Here is an 18434-nt window from a genome sequence, read left to right on the forward strand (position 1 = left end):
GGGGGCCCGGATGCCAGTGCCGCTACAGCCGGTAGTAGAGGCTCAGCCAGCCACTCCAGCCGATGGGGGCCTCTATGCCGTTGTCGCCGGCCCAGCCGACGCCCATCCGGACCTGCATGCCGTCGAACTCCGGCAGAGCATCGAAGATATAGGGGGCGATCCCCTCCAGTTCGAGGTTGACGCCGGCCACGGGCAGGCGGTTGCCTCGGTCCATCTGGTAGCTGCGGTAGAACAGCTGCAGCGGCGCTTGGCCCAGGGAGAGCCCCAGGCGATCCAGCCGCTCCCCTACCAGGGCGGAGTGGGGCAGAGCCGCGTCGGTCAACTGACCCCAGGGAAGCCAGTCGGGGGTGAGGCTGCTGGGGGCGCCCCCCAGCCTCAGGAGATCTAACCGGGAGGGGGAGCCCCCCAGCTCCCATAGGGCGGCGTTTCCGACAAGGGTCCAATCCTGCCAGCCCAGGGAGAGGGCCAGCGCTCCTTCACTGCGTTGCCAGCCGTCGAGGCTATCGCCCCAGGTCTGCCGGCCGCCGACGCGGCCGCCCAATGACCAGGGACCCCGGCGCCACGCTCCGGCCAGCCCCATCCCCAGGTAGCTACTGCGCCAGTCACTGTCCCTGCCGCTATGACGTTCCGTCACCTCGCCCAGGGTGGTGCCCGCCTCCAGCCCCAGCTGCAGGGCGTCGGTCAGTCGCCGTTGCCAGTCCAGGCCGAGGTGGGCCGCCAGGCGGCGCTCGCTCAGCCAGGGGGTCTGACTTGCCTTAAGGGCGCTGAACTCCTGCTCCAGGGCAAGCAGGTCGCCATTGACCACCACCGGCCAGCCCTGCCAGCGCAATGAGGCGATGGCGCCCTGTTGAGTGCCGGCTGTATCGCCCTGTCCCAGCAGTTGCCAGCGCAGTCGGTTGACCGGATCGCCCCCCTTGACGCCCAGCTCCAGCGCCTGTTGCCATGGGGTCAGGTTGGCGCCGATGGCCAGGGCGGCGTACTGGGGGCCGACGCCGTACACTGTCGCCGGGCGGGGATCCTGTTCCGGCGTCCCTGCCGGGGACGTGGCCAGTGTCGGTGCCAGGGAGTGGCGGGCCAGGGGGGGATGGGTCAGCGGTTGGCGGTAGAGGCTTTGACCCTGGCTGGTGGTGGCCAGGAAGTAGAGGACGTCGCCGTCGCTTCGCGGGGCGGTGGCCAGTTGCCGGTAGCTGGTCAGTCGGCTCAGTGAGCGGTCACTGAGGCGCAGGCGGTAGTTGGCGACCCCCTGGGGGGTACCCAGGGTGATCAGCAGGGCGTCGGGCGACTGCCAGCTGGGGTAGCTGACAAAGTTGCCGTCGTTGATCCGGGGCAGGCCGAGGGCTATCTCACTCTGGCCATCGGACAGGTAGAGATCCCACTCGCCCCGGCGATGCTTGAGGTAGCTGAGCCGATCCTCTCCGGGACGATAGCCGGGAAAGTCGAGGATCTCATCGGTACCGGCACTGACCCTCTCCGTCAGGGTGCCACTGGTTAGATCCAGCTCCATCAGGGTGCTGTGACCGCCCTTTCTCTGCAGAGCCAGCACCCGCCGCCCATCCGGATGGGGCGCCGGACGCACCAAGTTTTGTTCATGGGTCAGCCGGGTCACCCGGTGGCTGCTTAATTGCCAAAGGTGCAGATCGAAGTGCCACGCCCCCCGTTCATCCCTGAGCAACTGGCTGAACAGGATGCGATCCTCGTCAAGCCAAACCGGGTCCACCATGGGGCCACTGCGTCGGTTCAGGGTGTGCAGCACCTGCGGATTGAACATGGCTGGTTCAATGTCCGGCACATCCAGAGGGTCGGCCTGCTGGCGCGCCTGGCGCTTCTCCAGCCACGCCTGTCGGGCCGGCTCGTTGCCGGCGGTGCTGACCACCACCAGCGACTGGTTGTAGCCCTTCTGGTCCCCCTGGATCACCGCTAACTGCTCCCCGGAGGGGGAGATCGTCGGTGGGGACAGCTGCCAGTGGTGCTCCAGCCACTGCCCGCCGGTCTCCGGCTGTGCCTGTGCCTCTTGGCTCATCGCCTGGTAGGTGGTTTCCGCCACGAAGCGGCGGTAGAGCCGCTCCGGACCCTGGCCGAATACTCCTTCGAACGCCTGTTCGAAGCTGCGGGGTTCCCTGGCCGCCATCCGGGTCCACAGCTGCTTGAGGCTGGGCTCCCCATACTCCTGTTGTAGCCACAGCAGGTAGCTGGCGCCCACCAGGTAGGCCATGCTCATCCCGAGGTAGGCGTCCTCATCGGCGGACAGCTGGGCGTAGTTGGGCAGGTAGCCTTCACGGGCCCACTGCATCAGCACGCCCTGGGCCAGGGCATTGGCCGGCCGCCCCTTACCGTCATGCCGATGCTCGATCACCGTGGCATACCCCTCCGAGACCCAGCGGGGCACCTCCAGCAGGCCCACATAGAGCGATTGCCACAGCTGGGTGAGGGGGGCGCGTGACTCCCGCGCTAGGTGGTTGAGGTGGGCCTGCTCATGGACCAGCAGCAGGGTGGGCCAGTCGGGCATGTGGGACAGGAGGGAGTCGGACAGCGGCGGGGTGGTGTAGAACACGGTGCGGCTGCGGCCGATGAGTGGCAGGGCAAAGCCATTGGCCAGGTTGAGGGGATCACGAACCACCAGGTCCACCTTGGCGGGCAACTGATGCCCCACTGCTTCTCCCACCGCCCGCTGCAGCCGGTCGGCGTCTAGGGCCAGCCGCCTGGCCCAGGTCTCGTGCTCAGGGGTGAAGTGGATGCGGTAGTGCTCCGTTTCCAGGGTCTGCCAGTGCCGGTCGGGGGTGGCCCAGGCCAGCCGGGTCATCAATGCCACCAGCAGGGCGGCAAACAGGGCAGATCTCATGAGTCACATCCTGTGCGGAGAAAGGCCTAATCTATCCTGTTCACTTCACCGGATGCAAAGTCGGCCTACTGCAGCTGCTTCTCCTTCTCCCGGTTTGCCATCTCCAAGGTGACGCTGAGCAGATCCAGCTCCAGGGCGGTCAATGCCCTGTTGATGTAGGGCACCAGTCTGTCCGCGTCCGACAGGGCACCCTGGCAGGCGGTGACACCGATATTGAGCTGATCGTTGTAGCTGAACATGGTGATGTTGAGGCTCTGGCCCGGGAGCAGCAGCGAGAAGGGGGTGATGGAACGGATCGGCGCTCCGTACAGGTAGCGGGGCTCCTTGGGGCCGGGAACATTGGAGATGATCAGGTTGCTGATGGCCGGCAGACGGGTATCCAGCCCCAGGCGGCCGATGAGCAGCATCAGCGCATTGGTGACCACCGACAGGTTCATAAAGGCGGTGGGGGAGAAGCTCTTGGCTTCGTGCTTGATCTGGCGGCTGGAGATCATGATCTCCTTGAGGCGCTCTGTGGGTTGGTTCTGGCGCCGGCCCAGCTCAATCAGTGCCGGCGAGAAGTGGTTGTCTCTGGTGTCCCCGTCCCCCTTCATGTTCACCGGCATGATGGCCACCAGGGGTTTGTCGCTGGGACGCTGGTGCTCAATCAGGTACTGGTGCAGGGCGGCATCACACACCGCCAGGACCACTTCGTTGATGGAGGCGCCGGTAAATTGGCTGATGCGGCGAATGGATCCCAGGGGCAGGTTGCCCCAGGCGATCACTCGTTTATCTTCCGGTCCCTGGTTGAACAGGGTGCGCTCGGCAGTAAAGGGGATGGGCAGGCGGCTGATGCTGGGGTAGAACGCCCGGGAGAGCAGCTTGCCGGTGAGCTTGGCCAGATTGGGCAACTCCTGTATCTGGTGGTAGAGGCTGTGGGCGAAATCGTAGGCCAGCTTCAAAGTGGGGTTGGGGTTGTGGTGCCGGTGCAGCGGAAACTGCCAGAAGGCGGGGCTGACACTGCTGTCCGGGTTGAGGCTGAGCATCTGCTGCATCAGGGCGCTGAGCTTCATGCCATCGGCGCAGGCATGGTGGATCTTCACATAGACCGCCACCTGCCCCTGCTCCAGGCCCTCCACCAGGTGACACTCCCACAGGGGCTTGTGTCTGTCCATCTGCCGACTGTGCAGGGACTCGAGCAGGCGCTGTAACTGAGACTCTCCACCATGATCCTCCAGGTGATGACGGAACAGGTGCCGTCTCAGATCCAGCTGCTGCCGCCGTTTCCAGCTTGGCCACAGGCCCGGTCCGAAATGGAGTACCCGATTGAAGGGAGCATGGACTCGGTTGCTGTCCATCATATGCTGAAACAACCGCTCGGCGTAGTCTGGGGTGTCCGGTGCCACCAGGAACAGGCCGCCCACGTGCATCGGGGTTGAGCGGGTTTCGAACAGGACAAAGGAAGCGTCAATCAGGGACAAGCGGGCCATGTCGGTGTACTCCTTGTAATCTATCGGCAGAGAGACCGGCCAACACCTCTCCTTTGGTGCTGGTCTGTCCTCTTAAGGTATGGAGGGGAGCGGCGCCGGTCAATGCGCTGGATCCAAACAATGGGCAGTTTCTCTGTTAATCAGCACTAATTTGGGATCTTTAGTGGGCTCCGGTTGTTGCGAAGGGTGAGCCGATTCAAATTCAACCAGCCCTTGGGAGTTGAAAAAATTTGGTCAGATAAATCAGTTAAGTACAAGGACGACAAAAATAGGGTATTTACTCCGCTTTTTACATTGGGGTAACCCCGTGCCGGTGATGCCCTCCCGGAGAGCGTGGCTGGTCAAAAAATACCATTACAGCTTGATGACAGCCTGCCGCTAACTCCAGTAAAGCGGGTTTGCCGCCTACGGATTACAAGAGACTCAGCATTACTTGAGGGCCGATATATGAATCTTCTCCGTCATCTCAGCATTAGCAAGAAACTGATGTTCGCCAACCTGGTGGGCATGCTGCTGCTGCTCCTTGGGGCAGGCTATGCCCTCTACAGCCAGGTCACGGTGGTGGGGTATTACCAGCAGGTGCTGCAGAGGGACGCGGTGGCCAGGGAGCAGGTGCTGTCCCTGGAGGTGGCGTTCAAGGGCCAGGTGCAGGAGTGGAAGAACGTGCTGGTGCGGACCTACAAGCAGGATGACAGGGAGAAGTACTGGGGCAAGTACCTCAAGGCCGAAGCCAAGGTAGCGGATCATGCCCGGGTGATCCTGCCTTTGCTTGAGGAGATCGACCCGGTGCTGGCGGGTCAGCTGCAGGAGTTTATCCAGGCCCACGACACCCTCGGGGAGAAGTATCGGGCGGGAAGAGAGTATCAGCTGGCCAATGGCTATGATGCCGCCGGCACAGACACCCTGGTTCGCGGCATCGACCGCGCCCCCTCCAAGAGCCTCGGTGCCCTGGTGGAAGCGATGGCCCAGGCCCAGCAGCGGACAGTTGCCGAACACCAGCGGCACGCGGACCAGCAGCTGACCCTGGCGATGCTGGCGTTGGCACTGGCCTTTGCCCTGGCCCTGGTGACCGGGGTCATGGTGAGCAACGGGTTTATTGTCCGCCCCATGCGCGAGGTGGGCGCCTTCCTCCGGGAGCTGGCTTCCGGCAACTTTGCCGCTAGGCTCAGCCTGGGACAGCGGGATGAGCTGGGTCAGCTGGCCGAGGACGCCCGGGAGCTGCAGAAGCAGCAGGAGGCGATCCTCAACCAGCTGACCGATGTGGCGGCACAGCTCAGCGGCCAGTCAGCCACCCTGCAGCGGGAGATGGGCGAGACCGCCACCGACATCCATGAGCAGAACTCCCAGACCGACCAGATGGCCAGTGCCATGACCGAGATGGTGGCCTCCATCTCCCAGGTCAGCGCCAGTGCCCAGATCGCCGCCAGCAACGTCGCCGAAACCAATGGCCGCCTGGGTGAGAGCAAGGGCAACCTGAATGAGACCAAGCGGAACATCATCGAGCTTCAGGGGGCGGTGAGCCACTCCGGTGAGGTGATGCAGCGCCTGGAGCATGAGAGCCAGGAGATCGGGGCCATCCTGGACGTCATTCGCAACATCGCCGATCAGACCAACCTGCTGGCGCTTAACGCCGCCATCGAGGCCGCCCGGGCGGGAGAGCAGGGGCGTGGCTTTGCGGTGGTGGCGGATGAGGTTCGCTCACTGGCGTCCCGCACCCAGGAGTCCACCCAGCAGATTCAGACGATGATCGAGCGGCTGCAGCGGGAGAGTCAGGAGGCGGTGGCGTCGATTCAACATGGTCAGCAGTTTGCCGACCTGTGCGCCACCCAGGCCACAGGTGTGGACGAAATGCTCAGCCAGGTTACCGATGAGGTGAACCAGATCAGCCAGATGAACATGGAGATTGCCGCCGCCGCCGAAGAGCAGAGCCGGGTCAGCGAGGAGATCAGCCAGAATGTCATGCGGGTCAAGGAGGTGGGCGAATCGGTGGAGAGCAACGCCGCCGAGGCCCAACAGGTTGGCGAGCAGATCGCCTCCCAGGCCGGTGAGCTGCAGCAGCTGGTGGGGCGTTATCGCCTGAACTGATCAACGTGCCCCGCTTCGGCGGGGTTTTCTTTTGCTGGTCATCCGCTACACTACTGTCTATCTATACAGTGAGTGAGCGCCATGAGACTCTACATCGCCGAAAAACCCAGCCTGGGGCGCGCCATTGCCGCTGTGCTGCCCAAGCCCCACAAGAAGCATGAGGGCTACATTGAGCTGGGCAACGGCGACTGTGTCAGTTGGTGTGTCGGTCACCTGCTGGAGCAGGCGGAGCCCGGAGACTATGACGAGAGCTGGCGCTCCTGGCAGGAGCAGCACCTGCCCATCGTACCGGACGACTGGCAGCTCAAGACCCGCAAGGGCTGCCACAAACAGCTGACGGTGTTGCGCAAGCTGATGAAGCTGGCGGATGAACTGGTGCACGCCGGCGATCCGGACCGGGAGGGACAACTGTTGGTGGATGAGGTGGTGCACCACTGCAAGGTGCCTCAGGCCAAGCGCCAGGGGATGAAGCGGCTGCTGGTCAGCGACCTGACCCCGGCGGCGGTGACCCGGGCGCTGGGGCAACTGCGCAGTAACCGTGAGTTTGTGCCCCTGTCGGTCTCTGCCCTGGCCCGTTCCCGGGCAGACTGGCTGTACGGCATCAACCTGACCCGCGCCTACACCCTGCAGGGGCGCAAGGTGAACTACACCGGGGTGCTGTCCGTGGGCCGGGTGCAGACCCCGCTGCTGGGGCTGGTGGTGCGCCGGGATCTCGCCATCGAATCCTACGTCCCCAAGCCCTACTATGAGGTGCTGGCCCACCTTGAAACCGACGGCGGCGAGGCGTTCAGCGCCAAGTGGCAGCCCAGCGAGGCGTGTCAGCCCTACATGGACGAGGAGGGCAGGGTGCTGGCCCGGGGGTTGGCGGAGAACGTTGCCGGGCGCATCAGCGATCAGCCGGCGACAGTCTCCTCGCTGGTGAAAACGCGCAAAAACCAGGCGGCGCCGCTGCCTTACAACCTGTCTGCCCTGCAGATCGACGCGGCCAAGCGCTTTGGCTTCAGTGCCCAGAGGGTATTGGACCTGGCCCAGGCGCTGTATGAGCGCCACCAGCTGATCACCTACCCCAGATCCGACAGTCGCCACCTGCCCGCCCAGCAGCATGGGGATGCCTCCAGGGTGACCGCCGCCATCGCCGCCAACAGCGACAGCCTGGCCCAGGCGGTGGCGGGGGCGGACACAAGCCGGCGCGGCAAGGCGTGGAACGACGCCAAGGTGGAGGCTCACCATGCGGTGATCCCCACCGACAAGCGCGGCGCCGGCAGCCTGTCCGCCGACGAACGCAAGCTCTACGAACTGATTGCCCGTCAGTACCTGCTGCAGTTCTACCCGGACTACCGCTTCGATGAGACCAGGGTGGAGGTGACCATAGGCACCGGCCTGTTCCGCGCTGCCGCCAGGGTAGCGGTGGAGATGGGGTGGAAGGCCCTGTTTCCCCAAAAGGAGAGGAGTGATAAGGAGGAGAGCATCAGCCTGCCTCGGCTCAGCGAGGGCCAGTCGCTCCATTGCCGGCGTGGTGAGGTGGTGGATAAGCTGACCCAGCCCCCCAAGCATTTTACCGACGCCACCCTGCTGGCGGCCATGACCAATATCGCCGCCCACGTCAGCGACAAGGCGCTGAAGAGCATCCTCAAGGAGACCGATGGCCTGGGTACCGAGGCCACCCGTGCCGGGATCATCGAGTTGCTGTTCAAGCGTGGCTTTCTGACCCGTCAGGGCAAGCAGATTCGGGCGACCGAGGCGGGCAGGGCGCTGATCGCCAGCCTGCCGGAGAGTGCCACCACCCCGGACATGACCGCCCGCTGGGAATCGGCGCTGGAGTCGATCCGGGAGCGGCAGCTCAGTTACCAGGGGTTTATGGGCCCCTTGACCGAGCAGCTCCAGGCCCTGGTCGCCGGCGCCCGTGGCCACCTGCCCGAGTCGCTGCGAGGGGTGGCTGCCCCCGGCCGCCGCCGCGGCAAGGGAGGCCGGGGGCGGCGCAAAAGCAGTGACAAAAGATCAGCCGCGGCCATGACAGAGTAGGATGGGGCGGGCCGGTTTTGTGATCTCGGTGGATCCCATCGCTGCACTCAATGTGGAGAATGGGGGCAGTTGAAGTTTGGCCCAGAGGGCCGGTGGAAAAGCGTCCATGTCCCAGATTGAGCAGTTACAGCAGGCCGTGCTCGGCCACATTACCAATCCCAACCTGACCCTGCCCCAGAAACAGCTGGCCCTGGCTCAGCTGGCGGAGTCGCTGGTGCCCCGCCACCCCTATGGTGAGGAGGTGGAGCGGGCGTTCGATCAGGGGCTGCTCCACGACATGTTCGAGAGCCAGTGTCCCTTCAAGCCCCGCTACGTGCTGCCGGATTACGCCAAGGCGATGGTGCAGGGGTGTGAGTTTCTGGAGATGGCGCCCCCGAAGGATCTGGATGAGGCGCTGAACTTCCTCTCCATCCTCTACCTCAACGTGCCCTCGGTGACCGGCTACCCGGTGTTCCTCGGCCATCTGGACCAGCTGCTCGAGCCTTTCGTGGACGGGGTATCCGACGCCGAGCTGGAAAAGGCCCTGACCCTGTTCTGGCAACGGCTGGATCGCACCCTGCCGGACTCCTTCGTCCATGCCAACCTCGGCCCCCAGGACAGCCGGGTAGGGCGGATGATCCTCAGGGTGGACGCGGCCCTGGGGCAGTCGGTGCCCAACCTGACCTTTCGCTACCAGCAGGGGGTGACCCCCGACGACCTGCTCAGGCGGGTGACCGACAACATCATCGCCTGCAACAAGCCCCATATCGCCAACCATGAGGCGATCGACGCCGAGTTCGACCGGGGCTACGGGGTGGTGAGCTGCTACAACGCCCTGCCCCTGGGGGGCGGTTCCCACACCCTGCTCAGGCTCAACCTGAGGCGTTCCTTCGAGTTGTGTGATGGCAGTGAGCAGGACTACATCGGCACCGTTGTACCCCGCTGTACCGAGCTGGTGGCCAGCGCCATGGCCCATCGCATCCGTTTCCTGGTGGAGGAGTCCGGTTTCTTCCAGCACCACTTCCTGTGCAAGGAGGGGCTGGTCTCCCTGGATCGCTTCACCGCCATGTTCGGCATCTACGGCCTGGCGGAGCTGGTGAATCAGATGATGGACGCCCTTGGTGAGTCGGGACGCTATGGCCTGGACCGAGACGCCACCGCCCTGGGCGAGCGCATCGTCGCCGCCTACCGTCGCCAGATCGATCACCTGGAGATGATCTACTGCCAGGGAGGCCTGATGAGGTTCCACTCCCAGTCCGGCATCTCCTGCGATGCCGATGAGACCGCCGGCACCCGCATCCCCGTGGGCAGCGAGCCCGATCCCCTCAGCCACATCCTGGCCTGTGCGCCCATGCACCAGTATTTTGACGGTGGTATCAGCGACATCTTCGGCCTGGATCCCACTATCCGTCACAACCCAGGTGCCCTGGTGAGGCTGGTCACCGGAGGGTTCGGCATGGGGCTGAAGATGTTCACCGCCAACCTGGCGGACAATGACCTGGTGCGGGTGACCGGCTATATGGTGAAGAGGTCCGATATCGACAAGTTCCGCACCGAGGCGGAGCGGCACAACTCCACCTGCCTGGGAGCGGAAGCGGTGGATGTGGTCAAGATTCTCGAGCGCCAGGCCAGGGTGATCAGCCAGGAGCAGCATCCGGTTTCCCTGTGGAGATAAGGTCCCTGGCCCCGGCATCGGTGCGCCCGGCGTCGGTCAGCCGCATCCTGGCCTTCAGCTGCGTCGACGGTCCTGGTAGCCGTCTGGTGATCTTCTTCCAGGGGTGCAACATGGATTGTCCGGGCTGCCACAATCCCCAGACCATCGGTCAGTGCAACCAGTGTGGCGATTGTGTGACGCACTGCCCCAACGGCGCCCTGTCTCTGGAGCATGGCTTGGGCCAGCGCAAACGGCGACGCTGTGACCGGCGACTGTGCCAGGGCTGTGATCTCTGCCTGCCCCACTGTCCCCGCAGCGCCAACCCCAACGCCCAGAGCTTTGAGGTGTCCGAACTGGTGGAGAGGATCGCTCTCCATGCACCGCTGCTGGACGGGGTGACCTTCTCCGGCGGCGAAGCGACCCTGCAGCGCCAGTTCCTGGCGCGGATGTGCCAGGAACTGGATCGGGATCCACGCACGGCCCAGCTGGGGCGGCTTATCGACTCTAACGGCCTGCTGGCGGCGGGGCACTGGCCGACCCTGCTGGAGAGGGTGGACGGGGTGATGCTGGACATCAAGGCGCTGGATGGGTCGATTCACCGGCGCCTCACCGGACGCAGCAATGCCATGGTGCTGGAGAGCGCCCGCCTTCTGGCCCGGGCGGGCAAGCTCATCGAGCTGCGTTGGCTGGTGGTGGAGGGGGTGAATGACGGCGATGCCGAGGTGGAGGCGCTGGTGCGGCTCTGGCACTCGTTGCCCAGCCCGCCGCCGCTGCGGCTGAACCGCTTCCGGCACCATGGAGTGAGCGCGCGGGGCCGGGCCCTGGGGGAGACCGGCCCGTCGACCATGGAGGCGCTGCACCACCGGCTGGCGCTGGCGGGGGTGTCCCTGCTGCCGCTGGTCACGCTCTAGCCTGGTACGCGAGCTGTTCTCCAGCCCGGTCATAGGGTAAGCTTGGCCTGCCATTCACTCCAGGAGCGCTCATGAGCCCGCTGACCCACTGCCCCGCCGATACCCTGGTGGTCCTCGATTTTGAAACCACCGGGCTGTCGCCCAACCAGGGGGACAGGGCGATCGAGATCGGGGCGGTGAAGTTGCACCGGGGGGAAGTGGTGGACAGGTTCAGCCAGCTGATGAACCCCGGATTCCGCGTCAGTGGCTTTATCGAAAGCTATACCGGTATCACCAATGGGATGCTGGCCGGCGCGCCCGGCTGTGGCGAGGTGATGGCGGCCTTCGCCGACTTCATCGATGGCTGCAATCTGGTCGCCCACAACGCCTCGTTCGATCAACGCTTCCTGGACGCCGAGCTGGCCGCCATCGGCCGGGATTATGCCGGTGACTTTGTCTGCTCCATGCTGCTGGCCCGCCGCCTCTATCCCGACGCCCCCAACCATAAGCTGGGATCCCTGGTGGCCTACCGGGGGATTCGGCACGATGGCGTGTTCCACCGGGCCCTGGCCGACGCCCAGATGACCGCCGACCTGTGGTTGGCGATGCTGGCGGACCTGGCGTCGGGACGCGATATGACCACACCTCACTTCGCCCTTCTGAAGAAGCTTTCCAGGACGCCCAAGGCCCAGTTGACCAGGGTACTGGCCTCCCTCGACTAGTGGCAGGGTCTCCCTGGCCGCCCTCCCGCGCTATTTTGTGTTGCCATCCTTGATCCCCTCGTGGGAGGGGGGCTTGAGCTGCTCCTTGGCCAGGTCCTGGTAGGCATCCCTCAGTGTCAGCAGCGAGGCGTCCTCGTTGCTGAGGCGGCCGGCGATCTCCGCCAGGATCCGTTCGTAGAAGGTGTTGTTCACCCCGGCGGTCTGCGCTTTGTAGTGGAACTCGTGGGTGATCTGGCCCCAGGCGTCCTGCAGCATGGTGCGGATCTGGATTTCGCACACCATCGAGCCATCCTGGATCTCCACCTCCAGGCCGTTACGTTGCACCCGGTCGTACCCCACGTCCGCCAGCAGATGGATGGAGCGATAGCCGGAGGCTTTGGGTTGGCCGATGTAGTCCTCCACCTCCTGGTGGACGGTCAGGTGCTTGGAACCGGCGATAAACTGCTGCATGCCGCGGCAGTCGTCGACGAACCAGCACACCACCCGGGCACCGATCAGGTCCTGGATCACCTCAGTGGGATAGTAGAACTGCGGCCAGCCACGCTTCTCCAGCTTCTTGAGGAAGCTGCCCAGGCTCTTGACCCGGGTGGCGATGGTGATCGCCTCCTGAGGCAGGGCGTTCTCCAGGGTGTAGGCCTGGGCCAGCTGACTGAGACGAATATTGAGCAGATCGCTGATCTGCTCCATGTCCTTGCCGTATCGTTCGTAGAAGCGGATAGCCCGGGCCTTGAGTTCGTCCGGAGTGAGGGGGCGTCCTTGATTCATGGGGGCCTCTTGAATAGGGGGGCAGGAGCCTCGATGCTCCTGCTTCATTCCGACTTTATATCAAGAGCTTAGCCTAGATCAGCCGGTTCGTTCCACCAGGGGGGATCGATACACCAGCCGTTCAGGGGTGGCGCAGGGGCACACCTTGTAGACAAACTCCCGCCGCAGCCTGTGGTAGTCGCTGTCCGCCTCGTAGAAGCAGTGGTGCATCCTGGTGAGTTCCTGGCGGCGATACTCGGCCAGAGGGTGCTGAGCCTCGTCCAGGCTGCGCGTCTGGGCCTTGGCTCTGAGGCGGCTGCCAAACTGTTGGTCATCGGCCAGGGTCTGGCAGTAGTCGATCAGCTCTCCCAGGTAGCGGGGCCGTGCCTCGGAAAGCACCTTGTCCACCAAGCCCAGTGCCAGGGCCTGGGCGGTCCCCACCGGCAGACAGGCCTCGGTCAGGCGGCGGGCCATCGCCTCGCCTACCCGCTTGGGCAGCGAGTAGGTCCAGTACTCGGAGCCGTACAGGCCCATGGTCTGGTAATGGGGGTTGAGGACCACCCCTTCCCGGGCCACCACCTGATCACAGGCCAGGGCCATCATGGCCCCTCCTGCCCCGGCGTTGGCCCCGAGGGCGGCCACAGTCAGCTTGTCGTCGGTGAGCAGAATCGCCTTGACCAGATCGTTGATGGCATTGATGTTGCGCCAGGATTCGTCGGCGGGGTTGTCCGCCGCCTCGATGTGGTTCAGGTGGATGCCATTGCTCCAGAAATCCTCCCCCCCCATCAGCACCAGTACCCGGATGTTACGGCGGCTGGCGGCCTGGTAGGCGTGCAGTAGCCGACGGCATTGGCTGGTGCCCATGGCACCGTTGTGAAAGTCGAAGTGCAGGTAGCCCACCTCTCCCTGCTCCTCGTAGCGGATCTGCTGGTAGCCGGGGGCATCTTTCGCCGGCAGCAGTGGCGGTGCCAGCTCGGGCACGCCGTCAAGATGGGCTTTGAGCACCCAGGCGGCGGGCAGCTTGAACTGGGGGGCGTCGCTTTTGCGCTTCATATGGCTGACCCAGATGGCACCGTCGATGGTGGCGATACACAGGGCCCCCTCTCGGGTCGCCAGGGGGGTCTTGGGCAGGGCTCCGCCGAGCTCGTTTTCCGGGTGGGCACCATAGAGGTAGACCAACTCGCCGTAGAGCTCGGTCAGCACCCCGGGAAAACTGTCGGCGGCGCGGATCTTGCGAAGGATGGTGTCGCTGTCGTCGGCCAGCCAGTCGATGCGGCGCATCGGCTGCTTCATCAGGGGCTTGAGTTCACCCTGAACCTTGGGATCTTGGTAATCCAGGGGCTCGGGACGAAACCCCTTGTGTGCGAGCCGCTCCATCAACTGCTGTACCAGCTTCGACGCGGTGGCGGTCACCTCCCTGCGGTAGAGGCTCGCCTTGGAGGCGGGGCGCATGGGGAAGGGCCCCGTGGCCCAGATGTCGCCGGCATCCATCTCGGCATCCGCCTGCAGGGCGGTCACGCCCCACTCGGCCTGCTGCTCGATGATCGCCCAGTCCAGGGAGGAGGGCCCTCGGTCTCCCTGGATACCGGGGTGGATGATGACACACAACCGCTGCTGCCAGATATCGTCCGGGATGCGATGTTTCAGGAAGGGGCAGAGGATCAGATCGGGGTCAAACTGCGAGACCGCCTGACATACTTCCGACTCATGGCCGCCAAGCACCACGCTTAACTGGTGACCCTGGGCCTTGAGTTCACCGTAGATCCGTTGAGACAGACCGTTAAAGGCCGTGACCAGCAGTAACACACGCATGAAAGACGATACCTCCTAATCCAGTCCTTCCTTTACGGCTTTGGGCCGTACATTGGTTGCCAATGGTGAATGATTTTCACGGCTAAGGAAAAGGGGAAAGGGTGCGCTGCTTCACAAAAGCTGCATTATCACTGCTACTTATTGTTCTCAACTGGGCAAAGGAATGGTTACAGGGTCCCCCCGACGGGACGCCAACGTCCGGTTACAAAGGGAGACTTAACAGGGGAGAAGGGCTCGTCTATGCTGAAAACGTTCAGAAAAACAACGGTGTGGTGGATAGAAGCCCGCCGTGCTCCTGATTATGGGATAACGGGTTCTGGAGGGAATAGATGGATTTCAAAGGGTTACTCAATCAAGTCATGGCCAGTGGCGGTGACATGGCCAGGCAGGCCAAGGGTGGGCTGAACCAGGGCAGTGGTCAGGGTGGCATCTCCGACATGACCAAGGGCGCCATCGGCGGCGCCGTGGGCGGTAGCCTGCTCACCCTGCTGGTGGGCTCCAAGAAGGGACGAAAGATGGGCAAGAAGGCCGCCAAACTGGGCGGTGCGGCCGCCCTGGGCGCCCTGGCCTACAAGGTGTTCAACGACTGGCAGGCCAATCAGGGCGGCGGCCAGCCCCAGGCCGGGGTCCAGCCCGCCGCGGTTGAGGCGGCGTCGCCACCGGGGCTGCCGGTGGCCACGGAGCGGCACTCCATGGTGGTGCTCAAGGCGATGATCGCCGCCGCCAAGTCCGACGGTCATGTGGATGATCAGGAGAAGGGACGCATCTTCGAGGCGGTGCACGCCATGGGCGCCTCCGCCGAGGTCAGCGCCTTTGTGCAACAGGAGCTGGACAAGCCCCTGGACCCGGCCGAGATCGCCGCCGAGGTGTCCGGTCCCGAGGAGGCTGCAGAGGTCTACTTGGCATCGGTGCTGATGGTGGACGAGCAGAACTTCATGGAGCAGGCCTACCTGAAGGAGCTGGCCAACCAGCTGCGGCTCAATCCGGAACTGGTGGCCCAGCTGGAAGCCCAGCTGGCCCAGTGACCACCCTAAAGAGAAAAGCCCCGCAATGCGGGGCTTTTTTTAGGATTCGGCTTCGACCGGCAGCGGGGGAGCGTCAGGCTGTTTGCGCTCCTTCGGGCTGAAGATGCGCTCGACAATGACGAAGAACAGTGGCACGAAGAAGATCCCCAGGAAGGTGGAGCTCATCATCCCACCCAATACCCCGGTACCGATGGCGTTCTGGGCACCGGAGCCCACGCCGGTGCTGATGGCCAGGGGTACCACGCCCAGGCCGAAGGCCAGGGAGGTCATCAGGATCGGACGCAGTCGCACCCGGACCGCGTGCAGGGTCGCCTCGATGAGGCCGGCCCCCTTCTCGTAGTACTCCTTGGCGAACTCCACGATCAGGATGGCGTTCTTGGTGGCCAGGCCCACGGTGGTAAGCAGACCCACCTGGAAAAACACGTCGTTGGACAAGCCTCGGCCATAGGTGGCCAGCAGGGCGCCGATGATCCCCAGGGGAACCACCAGGATCACCGCGAAGGGCACCGACCAGCTCTCGTACAGCGCCGCCAGAACCAGGAACACCACCAGGATCGACAGGGCATACAGGGCCGGTGCCTGGTTGCCGGAGAGACGCTCCTCGTAGGAGAGGCCGTTCCACTCGATGCCGAAGCCCGGGGGCAGCTTGGCCGCCAGCGCCTCCATGGTTGCCATGGCGTCACCGGTACTGACACCCGGGGCGGTGGCACCCTGGATGTTCACCGCCGGCAGGCCACCGAAGCGCTCCAGCCGTGGTGAGCCGTACTCCCAGTGGCCGGTGGCGAAGGCGGAGAAAGGCACCATCTCGCCCTGGCCGTTGCGCACGTACCAGCGATCCAGGTCATCGGGCTGCATCCGGTAGGGGGCGTCGCCCTGGACAAACACCTTCTTAACCCGGCCGCGGTCGATGAAGTCGTTGACATAGGCCCCGCCCCAGGCGGTGGCCAGGGCGCTGTTCACCTCATTGATGTTCAGTCCCAGGGCGCGCAACTTGCCGTGGTCGATATCCAACTGGTACTGGGGGGCGTCCTCCTGACCGTTGGGGCGAACCCCCACCAGGCTGGGATCCTGGTTGGCCATGCCCAACAGCTGGTTGCGGGCCTGGATCAGGGCGTCGTGCCCCTTGCCCCCCTTGTCCTGCAGGTAGAGGTCGAAGCCGTTGGCGGTGCCCAGTTCCAGTACCGCCGGCGGCACGAAGGCGAACACCAGGGCCTCCTTGATCTGGGAGAAGGCCCCCATGGCCCGGCCCGCCACCGACTGCACGTCGGTGCCCGGGGTGGTGCGCGCCTCCCAGGGTTTCATGTTGACGAAGGCCAGGCCCATGTTCTGGCCCATGCCGGCGAAGCTGAAGCCGGAGACGGTGAACACCGACTCTACCGACTCGCTCTCCTGCTCCAGCATGTAATCGTTCACCTGGTCCAGCACCGCCTGGGTGCTCTGCTGGGTGGCGTTGGCGGGCAGGATCGCCTGGACAAACATCACCCCCTGGTCCTCGTCGGGCAGGAAGGCGGTGGGCATTCTCAGGAAGATCCAGCCGGTGGCCACCACCAGCAGCAGGTAGATGCCGAACACCCGGCCGGTGCGCTTGAGGATGGCGCCGACGCCGCCCTCATAGCGGTCGGTCCAGCGGTTGAAGCTGCGGTTGAACCAGCCGAAGAACCCCTTATCGGTGTAGGCGTGCCCCTTGGCCACCGGCTTGAGCATGGTGGCGCACAGGGCCGGGGTCAGGACGATGGCCACCAGCACCGACAGCGCCATGGCCGAGACGATGGTGATGGAGAACTGGCGGTAGATCACCCCGGTGGAGCCGGACATGAAGGCCATGGGCACGAACACCGCCGACAGGGTCAGGCCGATCCCCACCAGGGCACCGGTGATCTGATCCATGGACTTACGGGTGGCCTCCAGGGGGGAGCAGCCCTCCTCGGACATCACCCGTTCCACGTTCTCCACCACCACGATGGCGTCGTCCACCAGCAGGCCGATAGCCAGTACCATGGCGAACATGGTCAGGGTGTTGATGGAGAAGCCGGTGGCCGCCAGGATGCCGAAGGTACCCAGCAGCACCACGGGCACCGCGATCATCGGGATCAGGGTGGCACGGAAGTTCTGCAGGAACAGGTACATGATGCAGAATACCAACACGATCGCTTCCAGCAGGGTGTGCACCACGCCCTCGATGGACTTGCCGACGAAGGGGGTGGTGTCGAAAGGCAGCACCACGTCCAGCCCCTCGGGGAAGTAGGGCTTCATCTCATCCATCTTGGCCATCACCGCCTCGGCGGTTTCCAGGGCGTTGGCGCCGGTGGCCAGCTGGATCGCCAGGCCGGACGCGGGCTGGCCGTTGTAGAAGGAGGTGACCGCATAGCTTTCGGCACCGATCTCCACCCGGCCCACATCGCCGAGAAACACCTTGGCGCCGTCCATGTCCGACTTGAGCACGATGGCGCGGAACTCCTCGGGCGTCTGCAGCCTGGACTGGGCCGAGATGGTGGCGTTCAGCTCCTGGGCCGCGATCGACGGGGTGCCGCCGAGCTGGCCGGCGGAGACCTGGGCGTTCTGTTCGCGGATGGCCGCCACCACATCGCCGGTGGTCAGGTTGAACTGGTTCAGCTTGAGCGGATCGAGCCAGATGCGCATGGCGTACTGGGCGCCAAACAGGGTGATGTCGCCCACCCCGGGTACCCGGCTCATGGGATCCTGGATGTTGGCCGCCACGTAGTCGGCGATGTCCGCCTTGTCCATGGAGCCGTCCTGGGAGACGAAGCCCAGCACCATCAGGAAGCCGCTGGAGGACTTGTTGACGCTGATCCCCTGGGCCTGCACCTCCTGAGGCAACAGGGGCATCGCCAGTTGCAGCTTGTTCTGCACCTGTACCTGGGCGATATCCGCATCGGCCTCGGCATTGAAGGTCAGGGTGATGGTGGCGTTGCCAAAGCTGTCACTCTGAGAACTGATGTAGCGCAGGTGGTCCAGTCCGGTCATCCGCTGCTCGATCACCTGGGTGACCGTGTCCTCCACCGTCTTGGCCGAGGCGCCCGGGTAGTTGGCGCTGATCTCGATGGTGGGCGGCGCGATGCTGGGATACTGGGACACCGGCAGCGTGGTGATGGACAGGGTGCCGGCCAACATCACGATAATGGCGATCACCCAGGCAAAGATCGGGCGATCGATAAAGAAACGAGCCATGTAC

The 18434-nt window shown here is 64.4% G+C and carries 11 protein-coding genes; 6 read left to right on the forward strand and 5 right to left on the reverse strand.

What is annotated here, in order from left to right; genetic code table 11:
- Positions 1-22 precede the first annotated feature (22 nt).
- Positions 23-2839: a TolB-like translocation protein gene (locus FCL40_RS06865; RefSeq protein WP_136852418.1), complete on the reverse strand. Its 2817-nt coding sequence runs from the start codon at positions 2837-2839 to the stop codon at positions 23-25.
- Between the two features lie 65 nt (positions 2840-2904).
- Positions 2905-4308, reverse strand: coding sequence for a wax ester/triacylglycerol synthase family O-acyltransferase (locus FCL40_RS06870; protein WP_136852419.1), 1404 nt, complete (start codon positions 4306-4308; stop codon positions 2905-2907).
- A 447-nt stretch (positions 4309-4755) separates the two neighbouring features.
- Here FCL40_RS06870 and FCL40_RS06875 point away from each other — a divergent pair, with 447 nt between their 5' ends.
- From FCL40_RS06875 to FCL40_RS06895, 5 genes are all read left to right on the forward strand, one after another.
- A complete protein-coding gene (locus FCL40_RS06875) occupies positions 4756-6393 on the forward strand; it encodes a methyl-accepting chemotaxis protein (RefSeq protein ID WP_136852420.1) in 1638 nt (545 codons plus the stop codon).
- Between the two features lie 81 nt (positions 6394-6474).
- Positions 6475-8415 carry a DNA topoisomerase III gene (locus FCL40_RS06880; RefSeq protein ID WP_136852421.1) on the forward strand — a complete coding sequence of 647 codons (1941 nt, stop codon included), beginning with the start codon at positions 6475-6477 and terminating at the stop codon, positions 8413-8415.
- A 106-nt stretch (positions 8416-8521) separates the two neighbouring features.
- Positions 8522-10069, forward strand: coding sequence for a YjjI family glycine radical enzyme (locus FCL40_RS06885; RefSeq protein ID WP_136852422.1), 1548 nt, complete (start codon positions 8522-8524; stop codon positions 10067-10069).
- Positions 10060-10959: a YjjW family glycine radical enzyme activase gene (locus tag FCL40_RS06890; RefSeq protein WP_205729104.1), complete on the forward strand. Its 900-nt coding sequence runs from the start codon at positions 10060-10062 to the stop codon at positions 10957-10959. The genes FCL40_RS06885 and FCL40_RS06890 overlap by 10 nt, the downstream gene beginning before the upstream one ends.
- A 71-nt stretch (positions 10960-11030) precedes the next feature.
- Positions 11031-11660, forward strand: a complete 630-nt coding sequence (locus tag FCL40_RS06895) for a 3'-5' exonuclease (RefSeq protein ID WP_136852423.1) — start codon at positions 11031-11033, stop codon at positions 11658-11660.
- A 30-nt stretch (positions 11661-11690) separates the two neighbouring features.
- Here the strand turns inward: FCL40_RS06895 and FCL40_RS06900 are convergent, their stop codons facing one another.
- Both FCL40_RS06900 and FCL40_RS06905 read right to left on the reverse strand, forming a co-directional pair.
- Positions 11691-12425 carry a GTP pyrophosphokinase gene (locus FCL40_RS06900; RefSeq protein ID WP_205729105.1) on the reverse strand — a complete coding sequence of 245 codons (735 nt, stop codon included), beginning with the start codon at positions 12423-12425 and terminating at the stop codon, positions 11691-11693.
- 78 nt (positions 12426-12503) lie between these two features.
- Positions 12504-14216, reverse strand: a complete 1713-nt coding sequence (locus tag FCL40_RS06905) for a hydrogenase maturation protein (protein ID WP_136852425.1) — start codon at positions 14214-14216, stop codon at positions 12504-12506.
- A gap of 329 nt (positions 14217-14545) precedes the next feature.
- Here FCL40_RS06905 and FCL40_RS06910 point away from each other — a divergent pair, with 329 nt between their 5' ends.
- Positions 14546-15241 carry a tellurite resistance TerB family protein gene (locus FCL40_RS06910; RefSeq protein WP_136852426.1) on the forward strand — a complete coding sequence of 232 codons (696 nt, stop codon included), beginning with the start codon at positions 14546-14548 and terminating at the stop codon, positions 15239-15241.
- A gap of 39 nt (positions 15242-15280) precedes the next feature.
- Here the strand turns inward: FCL40_RS06910 and FCL40_RS06915 are convergent, their stop codons facing one another.
- Positions 15281-18430 (reverse strand): efflux RND transporter permease subunit, encoded by a 3150-nt coding sequence (locus tag FCL40_RS06915; protein WP_136852427.1) that lies wholly within the window; start codon positions 18428-18430, stop codon positions 15281-15283.
- Between the last annotated feature and the right edge of the window lie 4 nt (positions 18431-18434).

Origin of the sequence: Ferrimonas sediminicola (assembly GCF_005116715.1) — a bacterium.
Classification (GTDB): Bacteria; Pseudomonadota; Gammaproteobacteria; order Enterobacterales; family Shewanellaceae; genus Ferrimonas; species Ferrimonas sediminicola.